Consider the following 21,303-nt stretch of genomic DNA (forward strand, 5'->3'; position numbering starts at 1 on the left):
CGATTGGCGGTGAAGTGCCGGGCGCGTGGGTGTTTGTCGCGGAACATGTTCCCGTGCGCCGCATTGGTATCGCCTGCGGAACCTTAACGGCGGGGCTGACGGTCGGGATCCTGCTCGGCTCGGTGGTCGCAACAATTGTGAATACCAGCATGACGCAGCAGGCCGTGCACGACTGGGGCTGGCGTATTCCGTTCCTGCTGGGCGGAGCGTTTGGTCTGGTCGCGATGTACCTGCGCCGCTGGCTGCAGGAGACGCCGATTTTCCTCGAGATGCAGCAGCGCAAAGCGCTGGCGCAGGAGCTGCCGGTGAAGGCGGTTGTGGTACGCCATAAAAAAGCGGTGGTGGTATCGATGCTGCTGACCTGGCTGCTCTCGGCGGGCATTGTGGTGGTGATATTGATGTCCCCGGTCTGGCTGCAAAAACAATACGGCTTCGCCCCTGCCGTGACGCTACAGGCGAACAGTATCGCGACAATCATGCTCTGCTTTGGCTGTCTGGCCGCCGGGCTGGCGGCAGATCGTTTTGGTGCCAGCGTTACCTTTATCGTCGGTAGCCTGCTACTGGCCGCATCAAGCTGGGCGTTTTACCATCTGGCGGGCAGCCATCCTGAACAGCTGTTCCTGCTGTACGGCGTGGTAGGGCTGTGCGTGGGCGTAGTGGGGGCTGTGCCTTACGTCATGGTGCGAGCATTCCCGCCGGAAGTTCGTTTCACCGGGATCTCGTTCTCTTACAACGTGTCGTATGCCATTTTCGGTGGGCTGACGCCGATTGCGGTCACCGTGCTGATGGGCGTGTCGCCGATGGCGCCAGCCTGGTATGTACTCGCACTCTCGCTGATGGGGCTGGTATTAGGATTTTGGCTTCGTCAGGCGGGGGAATGTCGTGCCCGCGAGGCGGGCACGACAGAGGGATCAGTGTTTTTCACCAATCGGTAGAACGGTGCGGTCAAACTGCTCGTTCAGCACTTCACCCATTGCCAGGTAGATAGCGCTTGCGCCGCAAACTAGACCAATCCAGCCTGCAACATGAACGATGCCTTCGTTATCCACCAGGTGACCAATCGCCAGCAGGGCGAACAGGACGGTCAGGCTCAGGAAGACGAACTGCAGCATGCGGTTGCCTTTCAGGGTACCGAAGAACATGAACAGGGTGAAGATGCCCCACAGGCCCAGATAAACGCCCAGGAAGTGGGCGTTTGCCGCGTCTGCCATGCCCATTTTAGGCAGCAGCAGAATGGCAACCAGGGTCAGCCAGAAAGAACCGTAAGAGGTGAATGCGGTTAAGCCGAAGGTATTGCCTTTCTTATATTCCAGCAGGCCCGCGAAGATTTGCGCGATACCGCCGTAAAAAATGCCCATCGCCAGGATGATGCCATCCATCGGGAACATCCCGATATTGTGCAGGTTCAGCAGGATAGTGGTCATGCCAAAACCCATCAGGCCCAGCGGAGCCGGATTAGCCAACTTAGTGTTGCCCATAAGTCCTCAAAAAAATCATCATTAATATGGTGAAATGGTTAAACCCGCGTCAGTTCTCCCTGACTGGGCGCGGCATCATAATGGGCGCAATCGATGGCGTCTATGATCTCATCAGGGTGAAATTAAAATTTTTTTTATCATTCCCCCTTGATGGATGCCGTCGCGACCCCATCTTGTAGTCAACCGCAGTGTGTGGACCTGAAAAAAATCAAATCTGGGCAGTTGAAAAAGCACGTTCTGCCCTTATTACAGGTACACAACCACATGTTGACTGAATTTTTAGTGGAGACGTTTAGATGGGTAAAATTATTGGTATCGACCTGGGTACTACCAACTCTTGTGTAGCGATTATGGATGGCACTACTGCACGCGTGCTGGAGAACGCCGAGGGCGATCGCACCACGCCTTCTATCATTGCTTATACCCAGGATGGTGAAACTCTGGTTGGTCAGCCGGCTAAACGTCAGGCAGTGACAAACCCGCAAAACACCCTGTTTGCGATTAAACGCCTGATCGGTCGCCGCTTCCAGGACGAAGAAGTTCAGCGTGACGTTTCCATCATGCCTTACAAAATCATCGCGGCAGATAACGGCGATGCATGGCTTGATGTGAAAGGCGCTAAAACTGCACCACCGCAGATTTCTGCTGAAGTGCTGAAGAAAATGAAAAAAACCGCTGAAGATTACCTGGGTGAGCCGGTAACTGAAGCTGTTATCACCGTACCTGCCTACTTCAACGATGCTCAGCGTCAGGCAACCAAAGATGCTGGCCGTATCGCAGGTCTGGAAGTAAAACGTATCATCAACGAACCAACCGCGGCTGCTCTGGCTTACGGTCTGGATAAAGAAGTCGGCAACCGTACTATCGCGGTTTACGACCTGGGTGGTGGTACCTTCGATATCTCTATTATCGAAATCGACGAAGTTGACGGCGAAAAAACCTTCGAAGTTCTGGCAACCAACGGTGATACCCACCTGGGTGGTGAAGACTTCGATACCCGTCTGATCAACTACCTCGTTGACGAGTTCAAGAAAGATCAGGGCATTGACCTGCGTAACGACCCGCTGGCTATGCAGCGCCTGAAAGAAGCCGCTGAGAAAGCGAAGATCGAGCTGTCTTCCGCTCAGCAGACCGACGTGAACCTGCCATACATCACTGCAGACGCGACCGGTCCTAAACACATGAACATCAAAGTGACCCGTGCGAAACTGGAAAGCCTGGTAGAAGACCTGGTGAACCGTTCTATCGAGCCGCTGAAAGTTGCTCTGCAGGATGCTGGCCTGTCCGTATCCGATATCCAGGACGTTATCCTGGTCGGTGGTCAGACCCGTATGCCAATGGTTCAGAAGAAAGTGGCTGAGTTCTTTGGTAAAGAGCCACGTAAAGACGTTAACCCGGACGAAGCAGTTGCAATCGGTGCTGCGGTTCAGGGTGGCGTACTGACCGGTGAAGTTAAAGACGTACTGCTGCTGGACGTTACCCCGCTGTCTCTGGGTATCGAAACCATGGGCGGTGTGATGACTGCGCTCATCAACAAAAACACCACCATCCCGACGAAACACAGCCAGGTGTTCTCTACCGCTGAAGACAACCAGTCTGCGGTAACCATCCATGTGATTCAGGGTGAGCGTAAGCGTGCGGCGGATAACAAATCTCTGGGTCAGTTCAACCTGGACGGTATTAACCCGGCACCGCGCGGCATGCCGCAGATCGAAGTGACCTTCGACATCGATGCTGACGGTATCCTGCACGTGTCTGCGAAAGACAAAAACAGCGGTAAAGAGCAGAAGATCACCATCAAGGCATCTTCTGGCCTGAACGAAGCGGAAATCGAAAAAATGGTTCGCGATGCCGAAGCTAACGCGGAATCCGACCGTAAGTTCGAAGAGCTGGTTCAGACCCGTAACCAGGGTGACCATCTGCTGCACAGCACCCGTAAGCAGGTTGAAGAAGCAGGCGATAAACTGCCAGCGGAAGACAAGACTGCTATCGAAGCTGCACTGAGTGCGCTGGAATCCTCACTGAAAGGTGAAGACAAAGCGGACATCGAAGCGAAGATGCAGGAACTGGCGCAGGCTTCTCAGAAGCTGATGGAAATCGCTCAGCAGCAGCACGCTCAACAGCAGGCGGGCGCTGACGCTTCAGCGAACAACGCGAAAGACGACGACGTTGTCGACGCTGAGTTCGAAGAAGTTAAAGATAAAAAATAATCGCCCTGATGCAGGGTAATTAATCGGCACGGGCGTAGGAGAACTCTCCACGCCCGTGCTCGCATGTTAAGGGGCTTAAAAAAACCAATGGCAAAGCAAGACTATTACGAGATTTTAGGCGTTCCGAAAACTGCGGAAGAGCGTGAAATCAAAAAGGCGTATAAGCGCCTGGCCATGAAATTCCACCCGGACCGTAACCAGGGTGATAAAGAGGCTGAAGCCAAATTTAAAGAGATCAAAGAAGCCTACGAAGTCCTGACCGATGCACAAAAACGTGCGGCCTATGACCAGTACGGTCACGCAGCCTTTGAACAGGGCGGCATGGGCGGCGGTGGATTCGGTGGCGGCGGCTTTGGCGGCGGCGCTGACTTCAGCGATATCTTTGGCGATGTGTTTGGCGACATCTTCGGCGGTGGCCGTGGTCGTCAGCGCGCGGCGCGCGGCGCGGACCTGCGCTACAACATGGAGCTGACGCTGGAAGAGGCCGTCCGCGGTGTCACCAAAGAGATCCGTATTCCGACGCTGGAAGAGTGTGACGTTTGCCACGGCAGCGGCGCGAAAGCAGGTACACAGCCTCAGACCTGTCCAACCTGTCACGGCTCTGGTCAGGTACAGATGCGTCAGGGCTTCTTCGCGGTACAGCAGGCCTGTCCGCACTGTCACGGTCGCGGTACGCTGATTAAAGATCCGTGCACCAAATGCCACGGCCACGGTCGCGTTGAGAAAACCAAGACCCTCTCCGTTAAAATCCCGGCTGGCGTCGATACGGGCGACCGCATTCGTCTGGCGGGTGAAGGTGAAGCAGGTGAACACGGCGCACCGGCAGGCGATCTGTACGTTCAGGTGCAGGTGAAGCAGCACGCCATCTTCGAGCGCGAAGGTAATAACCTGTACTGCGAAGTGCCGATCAACTTCGCGATGGCGGCACTGGGCGGTGAAATCGAAGTGCCGACGCTGGATGGTCGCGTGAACCTGAAAGTGCCAGGCGAAACCCAGACCGGTAAGCTGTTCCGCATGCGAGGGAAAGGCGTTAAGTCCGTTCGCGGTGGTGCGCAGGGCGACCTGCTGTGCCGCGTCGTCGTTGAAACGCCGGTTGGCCTGAACGACAAGCAGAAACAGCTGCTGAAAGAGCTGCAGGAGAGCTTTGGTGGCCCGACGGGTGAGAAAAACAGCCCGCGTTCCAAAAGCTTCTTCGATGGCGTCAAAAAATTCTTCGATGATTTGACCCGTTAATCTGTTCTCAGATTTTCATCCGCAAAAGCCCGGAAGCGATTCCGGGCTTTTTCTATTTACGGGTATTGCTCGGTAAAACTGAATCTATACTCAATATTAATCTGTTTTTATCGAGTTATTTGGCTTGGTATTATGGTTTTATCGAGGTATTGTTGTAACAGAGAGAATTAAAGTGAAATTACTACACCGTTTTTTTAGCAGTGAGGCGTCCGGCGGCGTGATCCTGATTATTGCCGCTGCGGCCGCGATGGTGCTGGCTAACCTTGGCATCACGCAGGAACTCTACCATGCATTTCTGGAAACGCCCGTTGAGCTGAAGGTCGGGGCGCTGGAAATTAACAAGAACATGCTGCTGTGGATCAACGATGCGCTGATGGCGGTGTTCTTCCTGCTCGTCGGGCTTGAGGTTAAGCGTGAGCTGGTACTGGGCTCGCTTGCCAGCCGCCAGCGCGCGGCGTTCCCGGTGATTGCCGCGCTCGGCGGGATGGTGGTGCCGGCTCTGCTCTTCCTGGCGTTCACCTGGCAGGATCCGATTGCACGTCACGGCTGGGCGATCCCGGCTGCGACGGATATCGCCTTTGCCCTCGGGGTGCTGGCCTTACTGGGAAGCCGCGTGCCGGTAGCCCTGAAAATCTTCCTGATGGCGCTGGCGATCATCGATGACCTGGGTGCCATTGTGATTATCGCACTGTTCTACACCAGCGATCTGTCGATCCTGTCCCTGAGCGTGGCCGCCGGGGCGATTGCGGTGCTGGCGCTGCTGAACATCTTCAATGTTCGCCGTATCGGTATATACATCCTCGTGGGGATGGTGCTATGGACGGCGGTGCTGAAATCAGGCGTGCACGCCACGCTGGCGGGCGTGATCGTCGGCTTCTTCGTACCGCTGAAGCCGCAGGACGGCAAGTCGCCTGCCAAACAGCTGGAGCATGTGCTGCACCCGTGGGTCGCCTTTATGATCCTGCCGCTGTTTGCGTTTGCCAACGCCGGTGTGTCGCTGGGTGGCGTGACGCTGGACGGGCTAACGTCCGTGCTGCCGCTGGGCATTATTGCCGGGCTGTTTATCGGCAAGCCGCTGGGTATTAGTCTCTTCTGCTGGCTGGCGACGAAGCTGAAGCTGGCCTCTTTGCCGCACGGCACCACCTTTAAGCAGATTATGGCCGTCGGCGTGCTGTGTGGCATCGGGTTTACGATGTCGATCTTTATCTCGACGCTGGCGTTTGGTGCGCATGCGCCTGAGCTTATCGTCTGGGCGAAACTCGGCATCCTCATCGGGTCATTACTGGCCGCGGTAATCGGTTATACCTTGTTGAAGGTGAAATTGTCCGGACAGGCCGTCCGGGCATAACGGAACACCGGGAGGAGGCGATCCTTCTCCCGATACACACTCAGGGAGAGAAGACGCGATGTCTCATTTGAATTACAACCATCTTTACTACTTCTGGCACGTCTATAAACAGGGCTCGGTGGTGGGGGCAGCAGAGGCGCTCTACCTGACGCCGCAAACCATCACCGGGCAAATCAAGGCGCTGGAAGAGCGCCTGCAGGGTAAGCTGTTCAAGCGTAAGGGGCGCGGGATTGAACCCAGCGAACTGGGTGAGCTGGTTTTCCGCTATGCGGACAAAATGTTCACCCTGAGCCAGGAGATGCTGGATATCGTCAACTACCGCAAAGAGTCGAACCTGCTCTTTGATGTTGGCGTGGCGGATGCGCTGTCCAAGCGGCTGGTGAGCGGCGTGCTGGATGCGGCGGTGGTGGAAGATGAGCAAATCCATCTGCGCTGCTTTGAATCCACCCATGAGATGCTGCTGGAACAGCTCAGCCAGCACAAGCTGGATATGATTATCTCGGACTGCCCGATTGACTCCACCCAGCAGGAAGGGCTGTTCTCGGTGAAGATTGGCGAATGCGGCGTCAGCTTCTGGTGTATTAATCCGCCGCCGGAAAAACCGTTCCCCGCGTGCCTGGAAGAGCGTCGCCTGCTGGTGCCGGGAAGGCGCTCCATGCTCGGACGCAAGCTGCTCAACTGGTTTAACTCGCAGGGGCTGAACGTGGAGATACTCGGTGAGTTCGACGATGCGGCGCTGATGAAAGCCTTTGGCGAAGCGCATAACGCGATCTTCGTTGCGCCGACGCTGTACGCGCACGATCTCTATTCGGACGATAAGATTACGGAGATAGGCAGAGTGGATAACGTGATGGAGGAGTATCACGCCATATTTGCCGAAAGAATGATTCAGCACCCGGCGGTACAGCGAATCTGTAACCGCGACTATTCAGCGCTGTTTACGCCACCGGCAATCTGAAGACATAAAAAAACCCGCGTTAAGCGGGTTCTTTAAACAAGCAACAACAAGTAGCGATTAAGCCAGTTTGTTGATCTGCGCAGTCAAGTTTGCTTTATGACGCGCTGCTTTGTTTTTGTGGATCAGACCTTTAGCAGCCTGACGATCCACGATTGGTTGCATTTCGTTAAATGCGTTCTGCGCTGCAGCTTTGTCGCCTGCTTCGATTGCTGCGTATACTTTCTTGATGAAAGTACGCATCATAGAGCGACGGCTTGCGTTGTGCTTACGAGCCTTTTCAGACTGAACGGCACGTTTCTTAGCTGATTTGATATTAGCCAAGTCCAACTCCCAAATATGATCTATGTGGACAATTCAAAGGCCGAGGAATATGCCCTCTTTGCCTTCTTTTGTCAATGGATTTGTGCAAATAAGCGCCGTTAATTAGCGACGCTACGTTACGTAGTGATGGCGCAGGATTCTACCAGCTTGTCTTCCCTGAATACAGCCTTTCGGCATAAAAATCGCAGTTCACGAGCAGATTTTTTCGCTGCGAAAGGTCAGCCTGATGAAATCATTACGGCTTTCTGTTTTGCACGAACAATCGCCGGTTAACCTTAACCGTTGTACAAGGTATACTTTGGCGATTTTCACTGTTTTGAGCCAGACATGAAGCTGATACGCGGCATACATAATCTCAGTAGCGCGCCACACGGGTGCGTGCTGACCATTGGTAATTTCGACGGCGTGCATCGTGGTCATCAGGCGCTGTTGCAGGGATTGCGTAAAGAAGGGGAGGCCCGTGGCCTGCCCGTTGTGGTGATGATTTTCGAACCGCAGCCGCTGGAGCTGTTCGCGGGTGATAAATCTCCCGCCCGTCTCACTCGCCTGCGCGAGAAGTTGCGCTACCTGGCAGAGTCCGGTGTGGACTACGTATTGTGTGTACGTTTCGATCGCCGCTTTGCCGCGCTGACAGCACAAAATTTTGTCAGCGACCTGCTGGTTAAGCGTCTTGGCGTACAGTTTCTCGCCGTGGGCGATGATTTCCGCTTTGGCGCTGGTCGTCAGGGCGATTTCTTGCTATTACAGAAGGCTGGTCTGGAGTACGGGTTTGACGTCACCAGCGCGATGACCTTCTGTGAGGGCGGCGTGCGCGTCAGCAGCACGGCGGTTCGCCGGGCACTGGCCGATGACGAGCTGGAGACGGCGGAAACCCTGCTGGGGCATCCGTTCACCATCTCTGGCCGCGTGGTCCATGGCGATGCGCTGGGCCGCACGATAGGCTTCCCGACGGCGAATATACCGCTGCGTCGTCAGGTTTCCCCGGTTAAAGGGGTGTATGCGGTGGAAGTGGCAGGACTGGGCGATAAGCCGTTTTACGGCGTCGCCAATATTGGCACGCGTCCGACCGTCGCCGGTGTGCGTCAACAGCTGGAAGTGCACCTGCTGGACGTTGTAATGGACCTGTATGGTCGCCATATAGATGTGATACTGCGTAAAAAAATACGCAACGAGCAGCGATTTGGTTCGCTGGATGAACTCAAAGCGCAAATTGCGCGAGATGAATTGACGGCCCGCGAGTTTTTTGGGCTTTGAACCCGGCTTAACTGCCTACGTGATAAATACGGAACCGAGAATCTGATGAGTGACTATAAATCAACCCTGAATTTGCCGGAAACAGGGTTCCCGATGCGCGGCGATCTCGCCAAGCGCGAACCGGGAATGCTGGCGCGTTGGACCGATGATGACCTGTACGGCATCATTCGTGCAGCCAAAAAAGGCAAAAAATCCTTCATTCTGCATGATGGCCCTCCATATGCGAATGGCAGCATTCATATTGGTCACTCGGTTAACAAGATTCTGAAAGACATTATCGTGAAGTCCAAAGGCCTCGCGGGATATGACTCGCCTTACGTTCCGGGCTGGGACTGCCACGGTCTGCCAATCGAGCTGAAAGTTGAGCAGGAGTTCGGCAAGCCGGGTGAGAAGTTCACCGCCGCCGAGTTTCGTGCGAAGTGCCGCGAATACGCCGCTACGCAGGTTGACGGTCAGCGCGCTGACTTCATCCGTCTGGGCGTGCTGGGCGACTGGTCGCACCCGTACCTGACCATGGGCTTCAAAACTGAAGCCAACATCATTCGTGCGCTGGGTAAAATCATCGGTAACGGCCACCTGCACAAAGGCGCTAAGCCGGTGCACTGGTGCGTGGACTGCCGCTCTGCGCTGGCAGAAGCGGAAGTGGAGTATTACGACAAAACCTCTCCATCTATCGACGTGGCCTTCCAGGCCGTCGATCAGGATGCGGTGAAGGCCAAATTTGGCGTGTCGTCCGTTAACGGCCCAATCTCTTTGGTTATCTGGACCACCACCCCGTGGACCCTGCCTGCGAACCGCGCGATCTCCCTGTCCGGTGAGTTCGAATACGCGCTGGTTCAGGTTGAAGGTCAGGCGGTTATCCTGGCGAAAGATCTGGTTGAAAGCGTGCTGAAGCGTGCGCATATCACCGACTACACCGTGCTGGGCACCGTGAAAGGTGACGCGCTGGAGCTGATGCGCTTCAAGCACCCGTTCCTGGACTTCGACGTTCCGGCGATTCTGGGCGACCACGTGACGCTGGAAGCGGGTACCGGTGCGGTGCATACCGCCGGTGGCCACGGTCCTGACGACTACAACATCAGCCTGAAGTACGGTCTTGAAATCGCTAACCCGGTGGGCCCGGACGGATCTTACCTGCCTGGCACCTACCCGGCGCTGGACGGCATCAACGTCTTCAAAGCGAACGACATCATCGTCGACATGCTGCGCACCAGCGGCGCGTTGCTGCACGTTGAAAAAATGCAGCACAGCTATCCGTGCTGCTGGCGTCACAAGACCCCGATCATCTTCCGTGCGACCCCGCAGTGGTTCGTCAGCATGGATCAGAAGGGCCTGCGCGAGCAGTCTCTGAAAGAGATCAAAGGCGTGCAGTGGATCCCTGACTGGGGCCAGGCGCGTATCGAATCCATGGTGGCTAACCGTCCTGACTGGTGTATCTCCCGTCAGCGTACCTGGGGCGTACCGATGTCTCTGTTCGTACATAAAGAGACGCAGGAGCTGCACCCGAACACCCTGGAACTGATGGAAGAAGTGGCGAAGCGCGTCGAAGTTGACGGCATTCAGGCGTGGTGGGATCTCGACGCCCGCGACATCCTGGGCGCTGACGCAGACAATTACGAGAAAGTGCCGGATACCCTGGACGTGTGGTTTGACTCCGGATCGACCCACTCCTCCGTGGTGGACGTGCGTCCGGAGTTTGCCGGCCACGCTGCCGATATGTATCTGGAAGGCTCTGACCAACACCGCGGCTGGTTCATGTCATCTCTGATGATCTCTACCGCCATGAAGGGTAAAGCGCCTTACCGTCAGGTACTGACTCACGGTTTCACCGTGGATGGTCAGGGCCGTAAGATGTCCAAATCTATCGGTAACACCGTTTCTCCGCAGGACGTGATGAACAAGCTGGGCGCAGACATTCTGCGTCTGTGGGTGGCGTCGACTGACTACACCGGCGAAATGGCGGTATCTGACGAGATCCTGAAACGTGCTGCCGACAGCTATCGTCGTATCCGTAACACCGCGCGCTTCCTGCTGGCGAACCTGAACGGGTTCGATCCGGCAAAAGACATGGTGAAACCGGAAGAGATGGTCGTGCTGGACCGCTGGGCGGTAGGCTGCGCGAAAGCGGCGCAGGAAGATATCCTGAAGGCCTATGAGTCTTATGACTTCCACGAAGTGGTGCAGCGCCTGATGCGCTTCTGCTCCATTGAGATGGGCTCGTTCTACCTCGACATCATCAAAGACCGCCAGTACACCGCGAAAGCGGATAGCGTGGCGCGTCGTAGCTGCCAGACCGCGCTGTTCCATATCGCAGAAGCGCTGGTACGCTGGATGGCGCCGATTATGTCCTTCACCGCGGATGAAATCTGGGGTTACCTGCCGGGCGACCGCGAGAAGTATGTCTTCACCGGCGAGTGGTACGAAGGTCTGTTCGACCTCTCCAGCACCGAAGCGATGAACGATGCCTTCTGGGACGAGCTGCTGAAAGTGCGTGGCGAAGTGAACAAGGTTATCGAGCAGGCGCGTGCAGATAAGAAAGTCGGCGGCTCTCTGGAAGCGGCAGTCACGCTGTACGCTGAACCGGAGCTGGCGGCGAAGCTGACGGCGCTGGGCGATGAATTACGATTTGTCCTGTTGACCTCCGGTGCGAAAGTTGCGGATTATGCCGAGGCTTCTGCTGATGCTCAGCAGAGCGAACTGCTCAAAGGACTGAAAGTCGCGCTGAGCAAAGCCGACGGTGAGAAATGCCCGCGCTGCTGGCATTACACCACCGATGTCGGTCAGGTGGCGGAACACGCAGACATCTGCGGACGCTGTGTAAGCAACGTCGCCGGTGACGGCGAAAAACGTAAGTTTGCCTGATGAGTAAAACTCTCTGTTCAACAGGACTGCGCTGGCTGTGGCTGGTTGTGGTGGTGCTGATTATCGATCTGGGCAGCAAGTTCCTGATCCTCCAGAATTTTGCTCTGGGGGAGACGGTTCCGCTGTTCCCGTCACTTAACCTGCACTACGCACGTAACTACGGCGCAGCGTTCAGTTTCCTTGCCGATAGCGGTGGCTGGCAGCGCTGGTTCTTTGCGGGTATCGCTCTCGGTATCTGCGTGATCCTGGCGGTGCTGATGTACCGCTCGAAGGCCACACAAAAGCTGAATAACATCGCCTACGCGCTGATCATTGGCGGCGCGCTGGGCAACCTGTTTGACCGCCTGTGGCACGGTTTTGTGGTCGATATGATCGACTTCTACGTCGGCGACTGGCACTTCGCGACCTTTAACCTCGCCGATAGCGCTATTTGCATCGGTGCGGCGTTAATCGTGCTGGAAGGCTTCTTGCCGAAACCCGCCGCGAAAGAGCAGGCGTAAAAACCATCCGGGTGGCGCTGCGCTTACCCGGCCTACGGTTAATGTAGGCCCGGCAAGCGCAGCGCCACCGGGCAAAACAAGCGAGCAATTTGCATGTCTAAATCCGTACAGAGCAACAGCGCGGTTCTCGTTCACTTCACGCTGAAGCTGGATGACGGCTCCACGGCCGAATCCACCCGCAATAACGGCAAACCGGCCCTGTTTCGTCTTGGCGATACTTCCCTGTCTGAAGGTCTTGAGCAGCAGCTTCTCGGTCTGAAAGAGGGTGAGAAAAAAGCCTTTTCGCTGGAGCCGGATGCCGCGTTTGGCGTGCCAAGTCCCGATCTGATCCAGTATTTCTCGCGCCGTGAGTTCGTGGACGCGGGTGAACCGGAAATCGGGGCGATTATGCTCTTTACCGCTATGGACGGCAGCGAAATGCCTGGCGTGATCCGCGAAATCAACGGCGATTCGATTACCGTTGATTTCAACCATCCGCTTGCCGGGCGTACCGTTCATTTTGATGTTGAAGTGCTGGAAATCGATCCTGCACTGGAGGCCTGAAATGCAGATCCTGTTGGCTAACCCGCGCGGCTTTTGCGCCGGTGTAGACCGCGCTATCAGCATTGTTGAAAACGCGCTGGAGATTTACGGCGCGCCGATTTATGTGCGTCACGAAGTGGTGCATAACCGCTACGTGGTTGACAGCCTGCGCGAGCGCGGTGCCATCTTTATTGAGCAGATCAGCGAAGTGCCGGACGGCGCGATCCTGATCTTCTCCGCGCACGGCGTCTCCCAGGCGGTACGTAACGAAGCGAAAAGCCGCGATCTGACCGTATTCGATGCCACCTGTCCACTGGTGACCAAGGTGCATATGGAAGTGGCGCGCGCCAGCCGTCGTGGTGAAGAGTCGATTCTGATTGGCCACGCCGGTCACCCGGAAGTTGAAGGCACCATGGGCCAGTACAGCAACCCGGAAGGGGGGATGTATCTGGTTGAGTCGCCTGAAGATGTCCTGACGCTGAACGTGAAAAATGAAGCCCGTCTGTCGTTTATGACCCAGACGACGCTCTCCGTAGACGATACCTCAGACGTGATTGACGCCCTGCGTCAGCGCTTCCCGAAAATCGTCGGTCCGCGTAAAGATGATATCTGCTATGCGACCACTAACCGTCAGGAAGCGGTGCGCGCACTGGCTGAACAGGCGGATGTGGTGCTGGTGGTCGGCTCCAAAAACTCGTCTAACTCCAATCGCCTGGCCGAACTGGCGCAGCGCATGGGGAAGGCAGCGTTCCTGATTGATGACGCGTCGGATATTCAGGAAGCGTGGGTTAAGCATGCGGCCTGTGTCGGCGTGACGGCCGGGGCGTCTGCGCCAGATATTCTGGTTCAGAACGTCATTTCCCGTTTGCAGGAGCTGGGCGGTGGCGAAGCGGTGCCGCTGGAAGGACGTGAGGAGAACATCGTTTTCGAAGTCCCGAAAGAACTGCGCATTGATGCCCGCGAAGTCGAATAGTCCCTTTTCTGATGAAAGGCCAGCACCTCCTGTGCTGGCCTTTTTTTTAACCGTTACTTTATCGTGACGACAAAATCATGTCTTTTACTGATATTTAAGTCGGTTTCACGTTAAATTCTAATTATCGGTGTTTTCAGTTGGCAGTGCTTCTCAAGGCTGGTTAATCTGAAAACGGTTTACATCATTTTAACGTAAGAGAATAACTATGCATGATGCACAGATCCGTGTCGCCATTGCGGGCGCGGGTGGACGTATGGGCCGTCAGCTTATTCAGGCGGCTCTTCAGATGGATGGCGTCGCGCTTGGCGCGGCCCTGGAGCGTGAAGGTTCTTCACTTCTGGGGACCGATGCCGGTGAGCTGGCGGGCGCAGGCCACACGGGCGTTACCGTGCAAAGCAGCCTGGAGGCGGTAAAAGAGGACTTCGATGTCTTCATCGATTTTACCCGCCCGGAAGGGACGCTCACGCATCTGGCGTTTTGCCGTCAGCACGGCAAGGGGATGGTGATCGGCACCACCGGTTTTGACGACGCGGGTAAGCAGGCTATCCAGGATGCATCAAAAGAGATTGCGATTGTCTTCGCCGCAAACTTCAGCGTGGGCGTTAACGTCATGCTGAAGCTGCTGGAGAAGGCCGCGAAGGTGATGGGCAACTATACCGATATTGAGATCGTAGAAGCTCACCACCGTTACAAAGTTGATGCGCCATCAGGTACGGCGCTGGCGATGGGCGAAGCGATTGCGCATGCACTCGATAAAGATTTAAAAGAGTGCGCGGTCTATACCCGCGAAGGTCACACCGGCGAACGCGTACCGGGCACCATTGGTTTCGCCACCGTGCGAGCGGGTGACATTGTCGGCGAACACACGGCGATGTTCGCCGATATTGGCGAACGTGTCGAGATTACTCATAAAGCCTCCAGCCGAATGACATTTGCTAACGGCGCCGTACGCTCCGCTTTGTGGCTGAAAAATAAGAAAGATGGCCTTTTTGATATGCGAGACGTGCTCGATCTCAACAGTTTGTAAGCATTATTACCCATCGTGATGTGGTTATTGCAGTCGTAATTGTTTGATTGCATAGGGCAATACTTTATTGCCCTTTTATTTTGAGTGTTTCAAAGTAAATAATCCCATTAGCCTATAAAAACCTATCTCTTTCTTCGTTTTGACGTTGCTGAAATGTAAATTTTGACCATTTGGTCCACTTTATGATGCTCCATCCGCTGATTTTTTATTAAACCAGGCGCGCAAGCGTTTTCCGCAGTGATTTACCTGATCTTTTTGTCGCTTAAGCCGCATTCCTCTCGCCAGGCCTGTAAAAGACTAAACAAAATATCCGTTTTAAGTTGACTTTTACCCACCAAATCCCCAGAATGCCGCCGTTTGCCAAAAATCCGCTGGCAACACATTTGCATTGATCCATGACATGGTTATGAATTAATATGCAAATAAAGTGAGTGAATATTCTCTGGAGGGTGTTTTGATTAAGTCAGCGCTATTGGTTCTGGAAGACGGAACCCAGTTTATCGGTCGGGCCATAGGGGCAACGGGTTCGGCGGTTGGGGAAGTCGTTTTCAATACTTCAATGACCGGTTATCAAGAAATCCTCACTGATCCTTCCTATTCTCGCCAAATCGTTACTCTTACTTATCCTCATATCGGCAATGTCGGCACCAATGCTGCTGACGAAGAATCTTCTCAGGTACATGCGCAAGGCCTGGTCATCCGCGATCTGCCGCTGATTGCCAGCAACTTCCGCAATACCGAAGACCTCTCTTCTTACCTGAAGCGCCATAACATCGTGGCGATTGCCGATATCGATACCCGTAAGTTAACGCGTCTGCTGCGCGAGAAAGGTGCACAGAACGGCTGCATCATCGCGGGTGATAACCTCGATGCGACGCTGGCGCTGGAAAAAGCGAAAGCCTTCCCGGGCCTGAACGGCATGGACCTGGCGAAAGAAGTGACTACCGCTGAAGCCTACAGCTGGACTCAGGGTAGCTGGACGCTTTCAGGCGACCTGCCGGAAGCGAAAAAAGAGAGCGAGCTGCCGTTCCACGTGGTGGCCTACGATTTCGGCGCCAAGCGCAACATCCTGCGCATGCTGGTTGACCGCGGCTGCCGCCTGACGGTGGTGCCGGCACAAACGTCTGCCGAAGACGTGCTGAAGATGAATCCGGACGGTATTTTCCTGTCCAACGGCCCTGGCGACCCGGCGCCGTGCGATTACGCTATCGCCGCCATTAAGTCCTTCCTGGAAACCGACATCCCGGTATTCGGCATCTGTCTCGGCCATCAGCTGCTGGCCCTGGCGAGCGGTGCGAACACCGTTAAGATGAAGTTCGGCCACCACGGTGGTAACCACCCGGTGAAAGACATCGATAACAACACGGTGATGATCACCGCGCAGAACCACGGCTTTGCCGTCGATGAAGCCTCAATGCCGGCTAACCTGCGTGTGACCCACAAGTCGCTGTTCGATGGCACCCTGCAGGGCATCCACCGTACCGATAAGCCAGCGTTCAGCTTCCAGGGCCACCCGGAAGCCAGCCCGGGCCCACACGACGCCGCGCCGCTGTTCGATCACTTCATCGAACTTATCGAGCAATACCGTAAGACCGCTAAATAATCAGGAGCCGAGAAGACAATGCCAAAACGTACAGACATAAAAAGCATCCTGATCCTTGGCGCTGGCCCGATCGTGATCGGCCAGGCCTGTGAATTCGACTACTCCGGCGCGCAGGCGTGTAAAGCCCTGCGCGAAGAGGGTTACCGCGTTATCCTGGTGAACTCTAACCCGGCGACCATCATGACCGACCCGGAAATGGCTGATGCAACCTACATCGAGCCGATTCACTGGGAAGTGGTGCGTAAAATCATCGAGAAAGAGCGTCCGGACGCAGTGCTGCCAACCATGGGCGGCCAGACGGCGCTGAACTGTGCGCTGGAGCTGGAGCGTCAGGGCGTGCTGGCCGAGTTCGGCGTGACCATGATTGGTGCGACCGCCGACGCGATTGATAAAGCAGAAGACCGTCGCCGCTTCGACGTGGCGATGAAGAAAATCGGCCTCGACACCGCGCGCTCCGGTATCGCACACAACATGGAAGAAGCGCTGGCCGTTGCGGCTGACGTGGGCTATCCGTGCATCATCCGTCCATCGTTCACCATGGGCGGCACCGGCGGCGGCATCGCCTACAACCGCGAAGAGTTCGAAGAGATTTGCGAACGCGGTCTGGATCTCTCCCCAACCAAAGAGCTGCTGATTGATGAATCGCTGATTGGCTGGAAAGAGTACGAGATGGAAGTGGTGCGTGATAAAAACGACAACTGCATCATCGTCTGCTCTATCGAAAACTTCGATGCGATGGGTATCCACACCGGTGACTCCATCACCGTTGCGCCAGCTCAGACCCTGACCGACAAAGAGTATCAAATCATGCGTAACGCCTCGATGGCGGTACTGCGTGAAATCGGCGTGGAAACCGGCGGTTCTAACGTGCAGTTCTCCGTTAACCCGAAAACCGGTCGCCTGATTGTTATCGAAATGAACCCGCGCGTGTCCCGTTCCTCCGCACTGGCCTCTAAAGCGACCGGCTTCCCGATTGCGAAAGTGGCGGCGAAGCTGGCGGTGGGCTACACCCTCGACGAGCTGATGAACGACATCACCGGTGGCCGCACGCCTGCGTCCTTCGAGCCGTCCATCGACTACGTTGTCACCAAAATTCCACGCTTCAACTTCGAGAAATTTGCAGGCGCGAACGACCGCCTGACCACCCAGATGAAATCTGTCGGTGAAGTGATGGCGATTGGCCGCACGCAGCAGGAATCCCTGCAGAAAGCGCTGCGAGGCCTCGAAGTGGGCGCGACCGGCTTCGACCCGAAAGTGAGCCTGGACGACCCGGAAGCGCTGACGAAAATCCGTCGCGAGCTGAAAGACGCGGGCGCAGAGCGTATCTGGTACATCGCCGATGCCTTCCGTGCGGGCCTGTCCGTCGACGGCGTGTTCAACCTGACCAACATCGACCGCTGGTTCCTGGTGCAGATTGAAGAGCTGGTGCGTCTGGAAGAGCAGGTGGCTGAGCTGGGCATCACCGGCCTGGACGCCGACTTCCTGCGCGTGCTGAAGCGTAAAGGCTTCGCCGATGCGCGTCTGGCTAAGCTGGCGGGCGTGCGTGAAGCGGAAATCCGCAAGCTGCGCGACCAGTATGACCTGCACCCGGTCTACAAGCGTGTGGACACCTGTGCGGCGGAGTTCTCGACCGACACCGCCTACATGTACTCCACCTATGAAGACGAGTGCGAAGCGAACCCGTCCGTCGACCGCGACAAGATTATGGTGCTGGGCGGCGGTCCAAACCGTATCGGCCAGGGCATTGAGTTCGACTACTGCTGCGTGCACGCCTCCCTGGCGCTGCGTGAAGACGGTTACGAGACCATCATGGTCAACTGTAACCCGGAAACCGTATCGACCGACTACGACACCTCTGACCGCCTCTACTTCGAGCCGGTTACCCTGGAAGACGTGCTGGAAATCGTGCGCATCGAGAAGCCAAAAGGCGTTATCGTGCAGTACGGCGGCCAGACCCCGCTGAAGCTGGCGCGCGCGCTGGAAGCAGCAGGCGTGCCGGTTATCGGTACCAGCCCGGATGCGATTGACCGTGCGGAAGACCGCGAGCGTTTCCAGCAGGCGGTTGACCGTCTGAAGCTGAAACAGCCGGCGAACGCCACCGTCACCGCCATTGAGATGGCCGTTGAGAAGGCGAAAGAGATTGGCTACCCGCTGGTGGTGCGTCCTTCGTACGTACTGGGCGGCCGCGCGATGGAAATCGTGTATGACGAAGCCGACCTGCGCCGCTACTTCCAGACCGCGGTGAGCGTGTCCAACGATGCGCCAGTGCTGCTCGACCGCTTCCTCGACGACGCGGTTGAAGTGGACGTGGACGCCATCTGCGACGGCGAAATGGTGCTGATTGGCGGCATCATGGAGCACATCGAGCAGGCAGGCGTACACTCCGGTGACTCAGCCTGTTCTCTGCCCGCGTACACCCTGAGCCAGGAAATCCAGGACGTGATGCGCCAGCAGGTGCAGAAGCTGGCCTTCGAGCTGCAGGTTCGCGGTCTGATGAACGTCCAGTTCGCGGTGAAAGACAACGAAGTCTACCTGATTGAAGTGAACCCGCGTGCGGCACGTACCGTCCCGTTCGTCTCCAAAGCCACCGGCGTACCGCTGGCGAAAGTGGCGGCGCGCGTGATGGCGGGCCAGACGCTGGCGCAGCAGGGCGTGACCAAAGAGATCATTCCACCGTACTACTCGGTGAAAGAAGTGGTGCTGCCGTTCAACAAATTCCCGGGCGTTGACCCGCTGTTAGGGCCAGAAATGCGCTCTACCGGGGAAGTGATGGGCGTAGGCCGCACCTTCGCTGAAGCGTTCGCGAAGGCACAGCTGGGCAGTAGCTCCACCATGAGAAAATCAGGCCGTGCGCTGCTCTCCGTTCGTGAAGGCGACAAAGAGCGCGTGGTTGACCTGGCCGCCAAGCTGCTGAAACAGGGCTTCGAGCTGGATGCAACCCACGGTACGGCGATTGTGCTGGGCGAAGCCGGCATCAACCCGCGTCTGGTGAACAAGGTGCATGAAGGTCGTCCGCACATTCAGGATCGTATCAAGAATGGCGAATATACCTACATCATCAACACCACCGCAGGCCGCCAGGCGATTGAAGACTCCAAGCTGATTCGCCGCAGCGCGCTGCAGTACAAAGTGCACTACGACACCACCCTGAACGGCGGTTTCGCAACGGCCATGGCGCTGAACGCGGATGCTACCGAGAAGGTGATTTCAGTGCAGGAAATGCACGCGCAGATTAGCAAGTAAGTAAAAATGCCCGGTGCCGTTCGGCGGCCGGGCATTCTCCCCATCTTCAGAACCTTCTGGTTTTTCATCCGCTTTCAGTCAGTTAGCCTAAAATCATTAGGTCGATAACGAAATTCAACTGAGAGCAGGGGAAAACACCATGCAAAATAAATTACTGATCGCTTCCGTTCTGGCTGCCACGACAATGTTTACCGTTGCGGGCTGTTCGTCCAATCAGGCCGTAAAAACCACCGATGGCAAAACCATTGTTACCGACGGAAAACCGCAGGTGGATGACGATACCGGTCTGGTGTCGTACAAAAACGCCGAAACCGGTCAAACCGAGCAGATCAACCGTGACCAGGTGAAATCGATGGGCGAGCTGGATAACTAATTCAGAATTCTGACGTAAGCCCGTCAATAATATTCACTATTAGCCTGTTGAATTACTGACTACACTCTTTTGTTAAAAGAAAGCAGTAACAACAGGCTAATCAATGATTCTGATAATTTATGCCCATCCTTATCCGCAGCACTCGCATGCGAATAAGCGGATGCTTGAGCAGGTAAGGACGCTTGATGACGTAGAGATACGTTCCCTCTATCAACTCTATCCCGATTTTAATATCGATATCGCCGCCGAACAGGAGGCGCTTTCCCGTGCCGATCTGATTATCTGGCAGCATCCCATTCAGTGGTACAGCACGCCCCCGCTCCTGAAACTGTGGATTGATAAAGTCTTCTCCCACGGCTGGGCGTATGGCCACAACGGCAATGCGCTAAAAGGGAAAAGCCTGATGTGGGCGGTCACCACCGGCGGAGGGGAAAGCCACTTTGATATCGGTTCCTTCCCGGGGTTTGAGGTCCTGGCACAGCCGCTGCAGGCGACTGCGCTGTATTGCGGTCTGAACTGGCTCCCGCCTTTTGCGATGCACTGCACCTTTGTCTGCGACGATGAAACGCTGCAGGCGCAGGCTCGCCATTATAAACAACGCTTACTTGAGTGGCAGGAGGCGCACCATGGATAGCCATACGCTGATACAGGCGCTGATATACCTTGGCGCAGCGGCGCTCATTGTGCCCGTGGCGGTACGCCTGGGGTTGGGCTCTGTTCTCGGCTACCTGATTGCGGGCTGCGTCATTGGGCCGTGGGGTTTTCGACTGGTGACGGATGCAGAGGCGATTCTCCATTTCGCTGAAATCGGCGTTGTGCTGATGCTCTTTGTGATTGGCCTGGAGCTCGATCCGCAGCGGTTGTGGAAGCTTCGCGCATCGGTATTTGGCGGTGGGGCACTGCAGATGGTGGCCTGCGGCCTGCTGCTGGGCGGGTTCTGCATCCTGCTGGGCATGGACTGGAAAGTGGCAGAGCTCATCGGCATGACCCTGGCGCTCTCCTCAACGGCCATTGCCATGCAGGCGATGAACGAACGAAATCTGACGGTATCCCAGATGGGACGTAGCGCGTTCTCGGTGCTGCTGTTCCAGGATATTGCCGCTATCCCGCTGGTGGCGATGATCCCGCTGCTAGCGGCCAGCGGTTCCTCTACCACGCTGGGCGCTTTCGCGCTGTCGGCACTGAAGGTGGCGGGCGCGCTGGCGCTGGTGGTGCTGCTTGGTCGCTACGTCACCCGTCCGCTGCTGCGGTTTGTTGCCCGCTCGGGCCTGCGCGAAGTGTTCAGCGCCGTGGCGCTGTTCCTGGTGTTTGGCTTCGGTCTGCTGCTGGAAGAGGCCGGGCTGTCGATGGCGATGGGGGCGTTCCTCGCAGGCGTTCTGCTGGCGAGTTCTGAATACC

18 protein-coding genes and 1 pseudogene are annotated in these 21,303 nt (G+C 56.2%); 17 read left to right on the forward strand and 2 right to left on the reverse strand.

What is annotated here, in order from left to right; genetic code table 11:
- On the forward strand, nucleotides 1-935 hold a 935-nt coding region (locus DOU50_RS05680; protein WP_148768999.1), incomplete at its 5' end, for an MFS transporter.
- On the opposite strand, the gene satP is transcribed toward DOU50_RS05680, so the two are convergent.
- Entirely contained in the window at nucleotides 912-1,478 is a 567-nt protein-coding gene (satP, locus tag DOU50_RS05685) for an acetate uptake transporter (protein WP_032649862.1), read from the reverse strand. The genes DOU50_RS05680 and satP overlap by 24 nt on opposite strands.
- Nucleotides 1,479-1,774: 296 nt before the next feature.
- Between satP and dnaK the strand changes: the two genes are divergently transcribed.
- The 4 genes from dnaK to nhaR all read left to right on the forward strand — a co-directional run bounded on the left by dnaK (nucleotide 1,775) and on the right by nhaR (nucleotide 7,227).
- The gene (dnaK, locus tag DOU50_RS05690) at nucleotides 1,775-3,688 is read left to right on the forward strand and encodes a molecular chaperone DnaK (RefSeq protein ID WP_024907421.1); all 1,914 of its coding nucleotides are present in this window, start codon (nucleotides 1,775-1,777) and stop codon (nucleotides 3,686-3,688) included.
- A gap of 87 nt (nucleotides 3,689-3,775) precedes the next feature.
- The gene (gene dnaJ, locus DOU50_RS05695; protein ID WP_023310347.1) at nucleotides 3,776-4,921 is read left to right on the forward strand and encodes a molecular chaperone DnaJ; all 1,146 of its coding nucleotides are present in this window, start codon (nucleotides 3,776-3,778) and stop codon (nucleotides 4,919-4,921) included.
- 172 nt (nucleotides 4,922-5,093) lie between these two features.
- On the forward strand, nucleotides 5,094-6,269 hold the full coding sequence (gene nhaA / locus DOU50_RS05700) for a Na+/H+ antiporter NhaA (RefSeq protein ID WP_048989671.1): 1,176 nt from the start codon (nucleotides 5,094-5,096) through the stop codon (nucleotides 6,267-6,269).
- Between the two features lie 58 nt (nucleotides 6,270-6,327).
- A complete protein-coding gene (gene nhaR, locus DOU50_RS05705) occupies nucleotides 6,328-7,227 on the forward strand; it encodes a transcriptional activator NhaR (RefSeq protein WP_003856462.1) in 900 nt (299 codons plus the stop codon).
- Nucleotides 7,228-7,284: 57 nt separating this feature from the next.
- Here nhaR and rpsT read toward each other — a convergent pair whose 3' ends face one another.
- Entirely contained in the window at nucleotides 7,285-7,548 is a 264-nt protein-coding gene (gene rpsT / locus DOU50_RS05710; protein WP_003856458.1) for a 30S ribosomal protein S20, read from the reverse strand.
- A 101-nt stretch (nucleotides 7,549-7,649) separates the two neighbouring features.
- On the opposite strand from rpsT, the pseudogene DOU50_RS23760 reads away from it, so the two are divergent.
- The 12 genes and pseudogenes from DOU50_RS23760 to DOU50_RS05775 form a co-directional block, all read left to right on the forward strand.
- Nucleotides 7,650-7,868: pseudogene (locus DOU50_RS23760) on the forward strand (DUF2575 domain-containing protein).
- 7 nt (nucleotides 7,869-7,875) lie between these two features.
- The gene (gene ribF, locus DOU50_RS05725; protein ID WP_024907423.1) at nucleotides 7,876-8,802 is read left to right on the forward strand and encodes a bifunctional riboflavin kinase/FAD synthetase; all 927 of its coding nucleotides are present in this window, start codon (nucleotides 7,876-7,878) and stop codon (nucleotides 8,800-8,802) included.
- Nucleotides 8,803-8,847: 45 nt separating this feature from the next.
- The gene (gene ileS, locus DOU50_RS05730) at nucleotides 8,848-11,664 is read left to right on the forward strand and encodes an isoleucine--tRNA ligase (RefSeq protein WP_148769000.1); all 2,817 of its coding nucleotides are present in this window, start codon (nucleotides 8,848-8,850) and stop codon (nucleotides 11,662-11,664) included.
- Nucleotides 11,664-12,164 carry a signal peptidase II gene (lspA, locus tag DOU50_RS05735; RefSeq protein WP_008502034.1) on the forward strand — a complete coding sequence of 167 codons (501 nt, stop codon included), beginning with the start codon at nucleotides 11,664-11,666 and terminating at the stop codon, nucleotides 12,162-12,164. The genes ileS and lspA overlap by 1 nt, the downstream gene beginning before the upstream one ends.
- 93 nt (nucleotides 12,165-12,257) lie before the next feature.
- Nucleotides 12,258-12,707 carry an FKBP-type peptidyl-prolyl cis-trans isomerase gene (gene fkpB / locus DOU50_RS05740; RefSeq protein WP_148769001.1) on the forward strand — a complete coding sequence of 150 codons (450 nt, stop codon included), beginning with the start codon at nucleotides 12,258-12,260 and terminating at the stop codon, nucleotides 12,705-12,707.
- Between the two features lies 1 nt (nucleotide 12,708).
- Nucleotides 12,709-13,659 (forward strand): 4-hydroxy-3-methylbut-2-enyl diphosphate reductase, encoded by a 951-nt coding sequence (gene ispH / locus DOU50_RS05745; protein ID WP_024907425.1) that lies wholly within the window; start codon nucleotides 12,709-12,711, stop codon nucleotides 13,657-13,659.
- A gap of 205 nt (nucleotides 13,660-13,864) precedes the next feature.
- Nucleotides 13,865-14,686: a 4-hydroxy-tetrahydrodipicolinate reductase gene (gene dapB, locus DOU50_RS05750; protein ID WP_148769002.1), complete on the forward strand. Its 822-nt coding sequence runs from the start codon at nucleotides 13,865-13,867 to the stop codon at nucleotides 14,684-14,686.
- A 454-nt stretch (nucleotides 14,687-15,140) separates the two neighbouring features.
- Nucleotides 15,141-16,289, forward strand: coding sequence for a glutamine-hydrolyzing carbamoyl-phosphate synthase small subunit (carA, locus tag DOU50_RS05755; protein ID WP_024907427.1), 1,149 nt, complete (start codon nucleotides 15,141-15,143; stop codon nucleotides 16,287-16,289).
- 18 nt (nucleotides 16,290-16,307) lie between these two features.
- Nucleotides 16,308-19,532 (forward strand): carbamoyl-phosphate synthase large subunit, encoded by a 3,225-nt coding sequence (gene carB / locus DOU50_RS05760; RefSeq protein WP_024907428.1) that lies wholly within the window; start codon nucleotides 16,308-16,310, stop codon nucleotides 19,530-19,532.
- Between the two features lie 139 nt (nucleotides 19,533-19,671).
- Entirely contained in the window at nucleotides 19,672-19,905 is a 234-nt protein-coding gene (locus DOU50_RS05765) for a YgdI/YgdR family lipoprotein (protein ID WP_023310357.1), read from the forward strand.
- A gap of 103 nt (nucleotides 19,906-20,008) precedes the next feature.
- Nucleotides 20,009-20,539 carry a glutathione-regulated potassium-efflux system oxidoreductase KefF gene (gene kefF / locus DOU50_RS05770; protein ID WP_148769003.1) on the forward strand — a complete coding sequence of 177 codons (531 nt, stop codon included), beginning with the start codon at nucleotides 20,009-20,011 and terminating at the stop codon, nucleotides 20,537-20,539.
- On the forward strand, nucleotides 20,532-21,303 hold a 772-nt coding region (locus tag DOU50_RS05775; protein WP_194266127.1), incomplete at its 3' end, for a monovalent cation:proton antiporter-2 (CPA2) family protein. The genes kefF and DOU50_RS05775, both read left to right, overlap by 8 nt.

It is taken from the genome of Enterobacter sp. C6 (genome assembly GCF_008122455.1).
GTDB classification, from domain to species: Bacteria; Pseudomonadota; Gammaproteobacteria; order Enterobacterales; family Enterobacteriaceae; genus Enterobacter; species Enterobacter pseudoroggenkampii.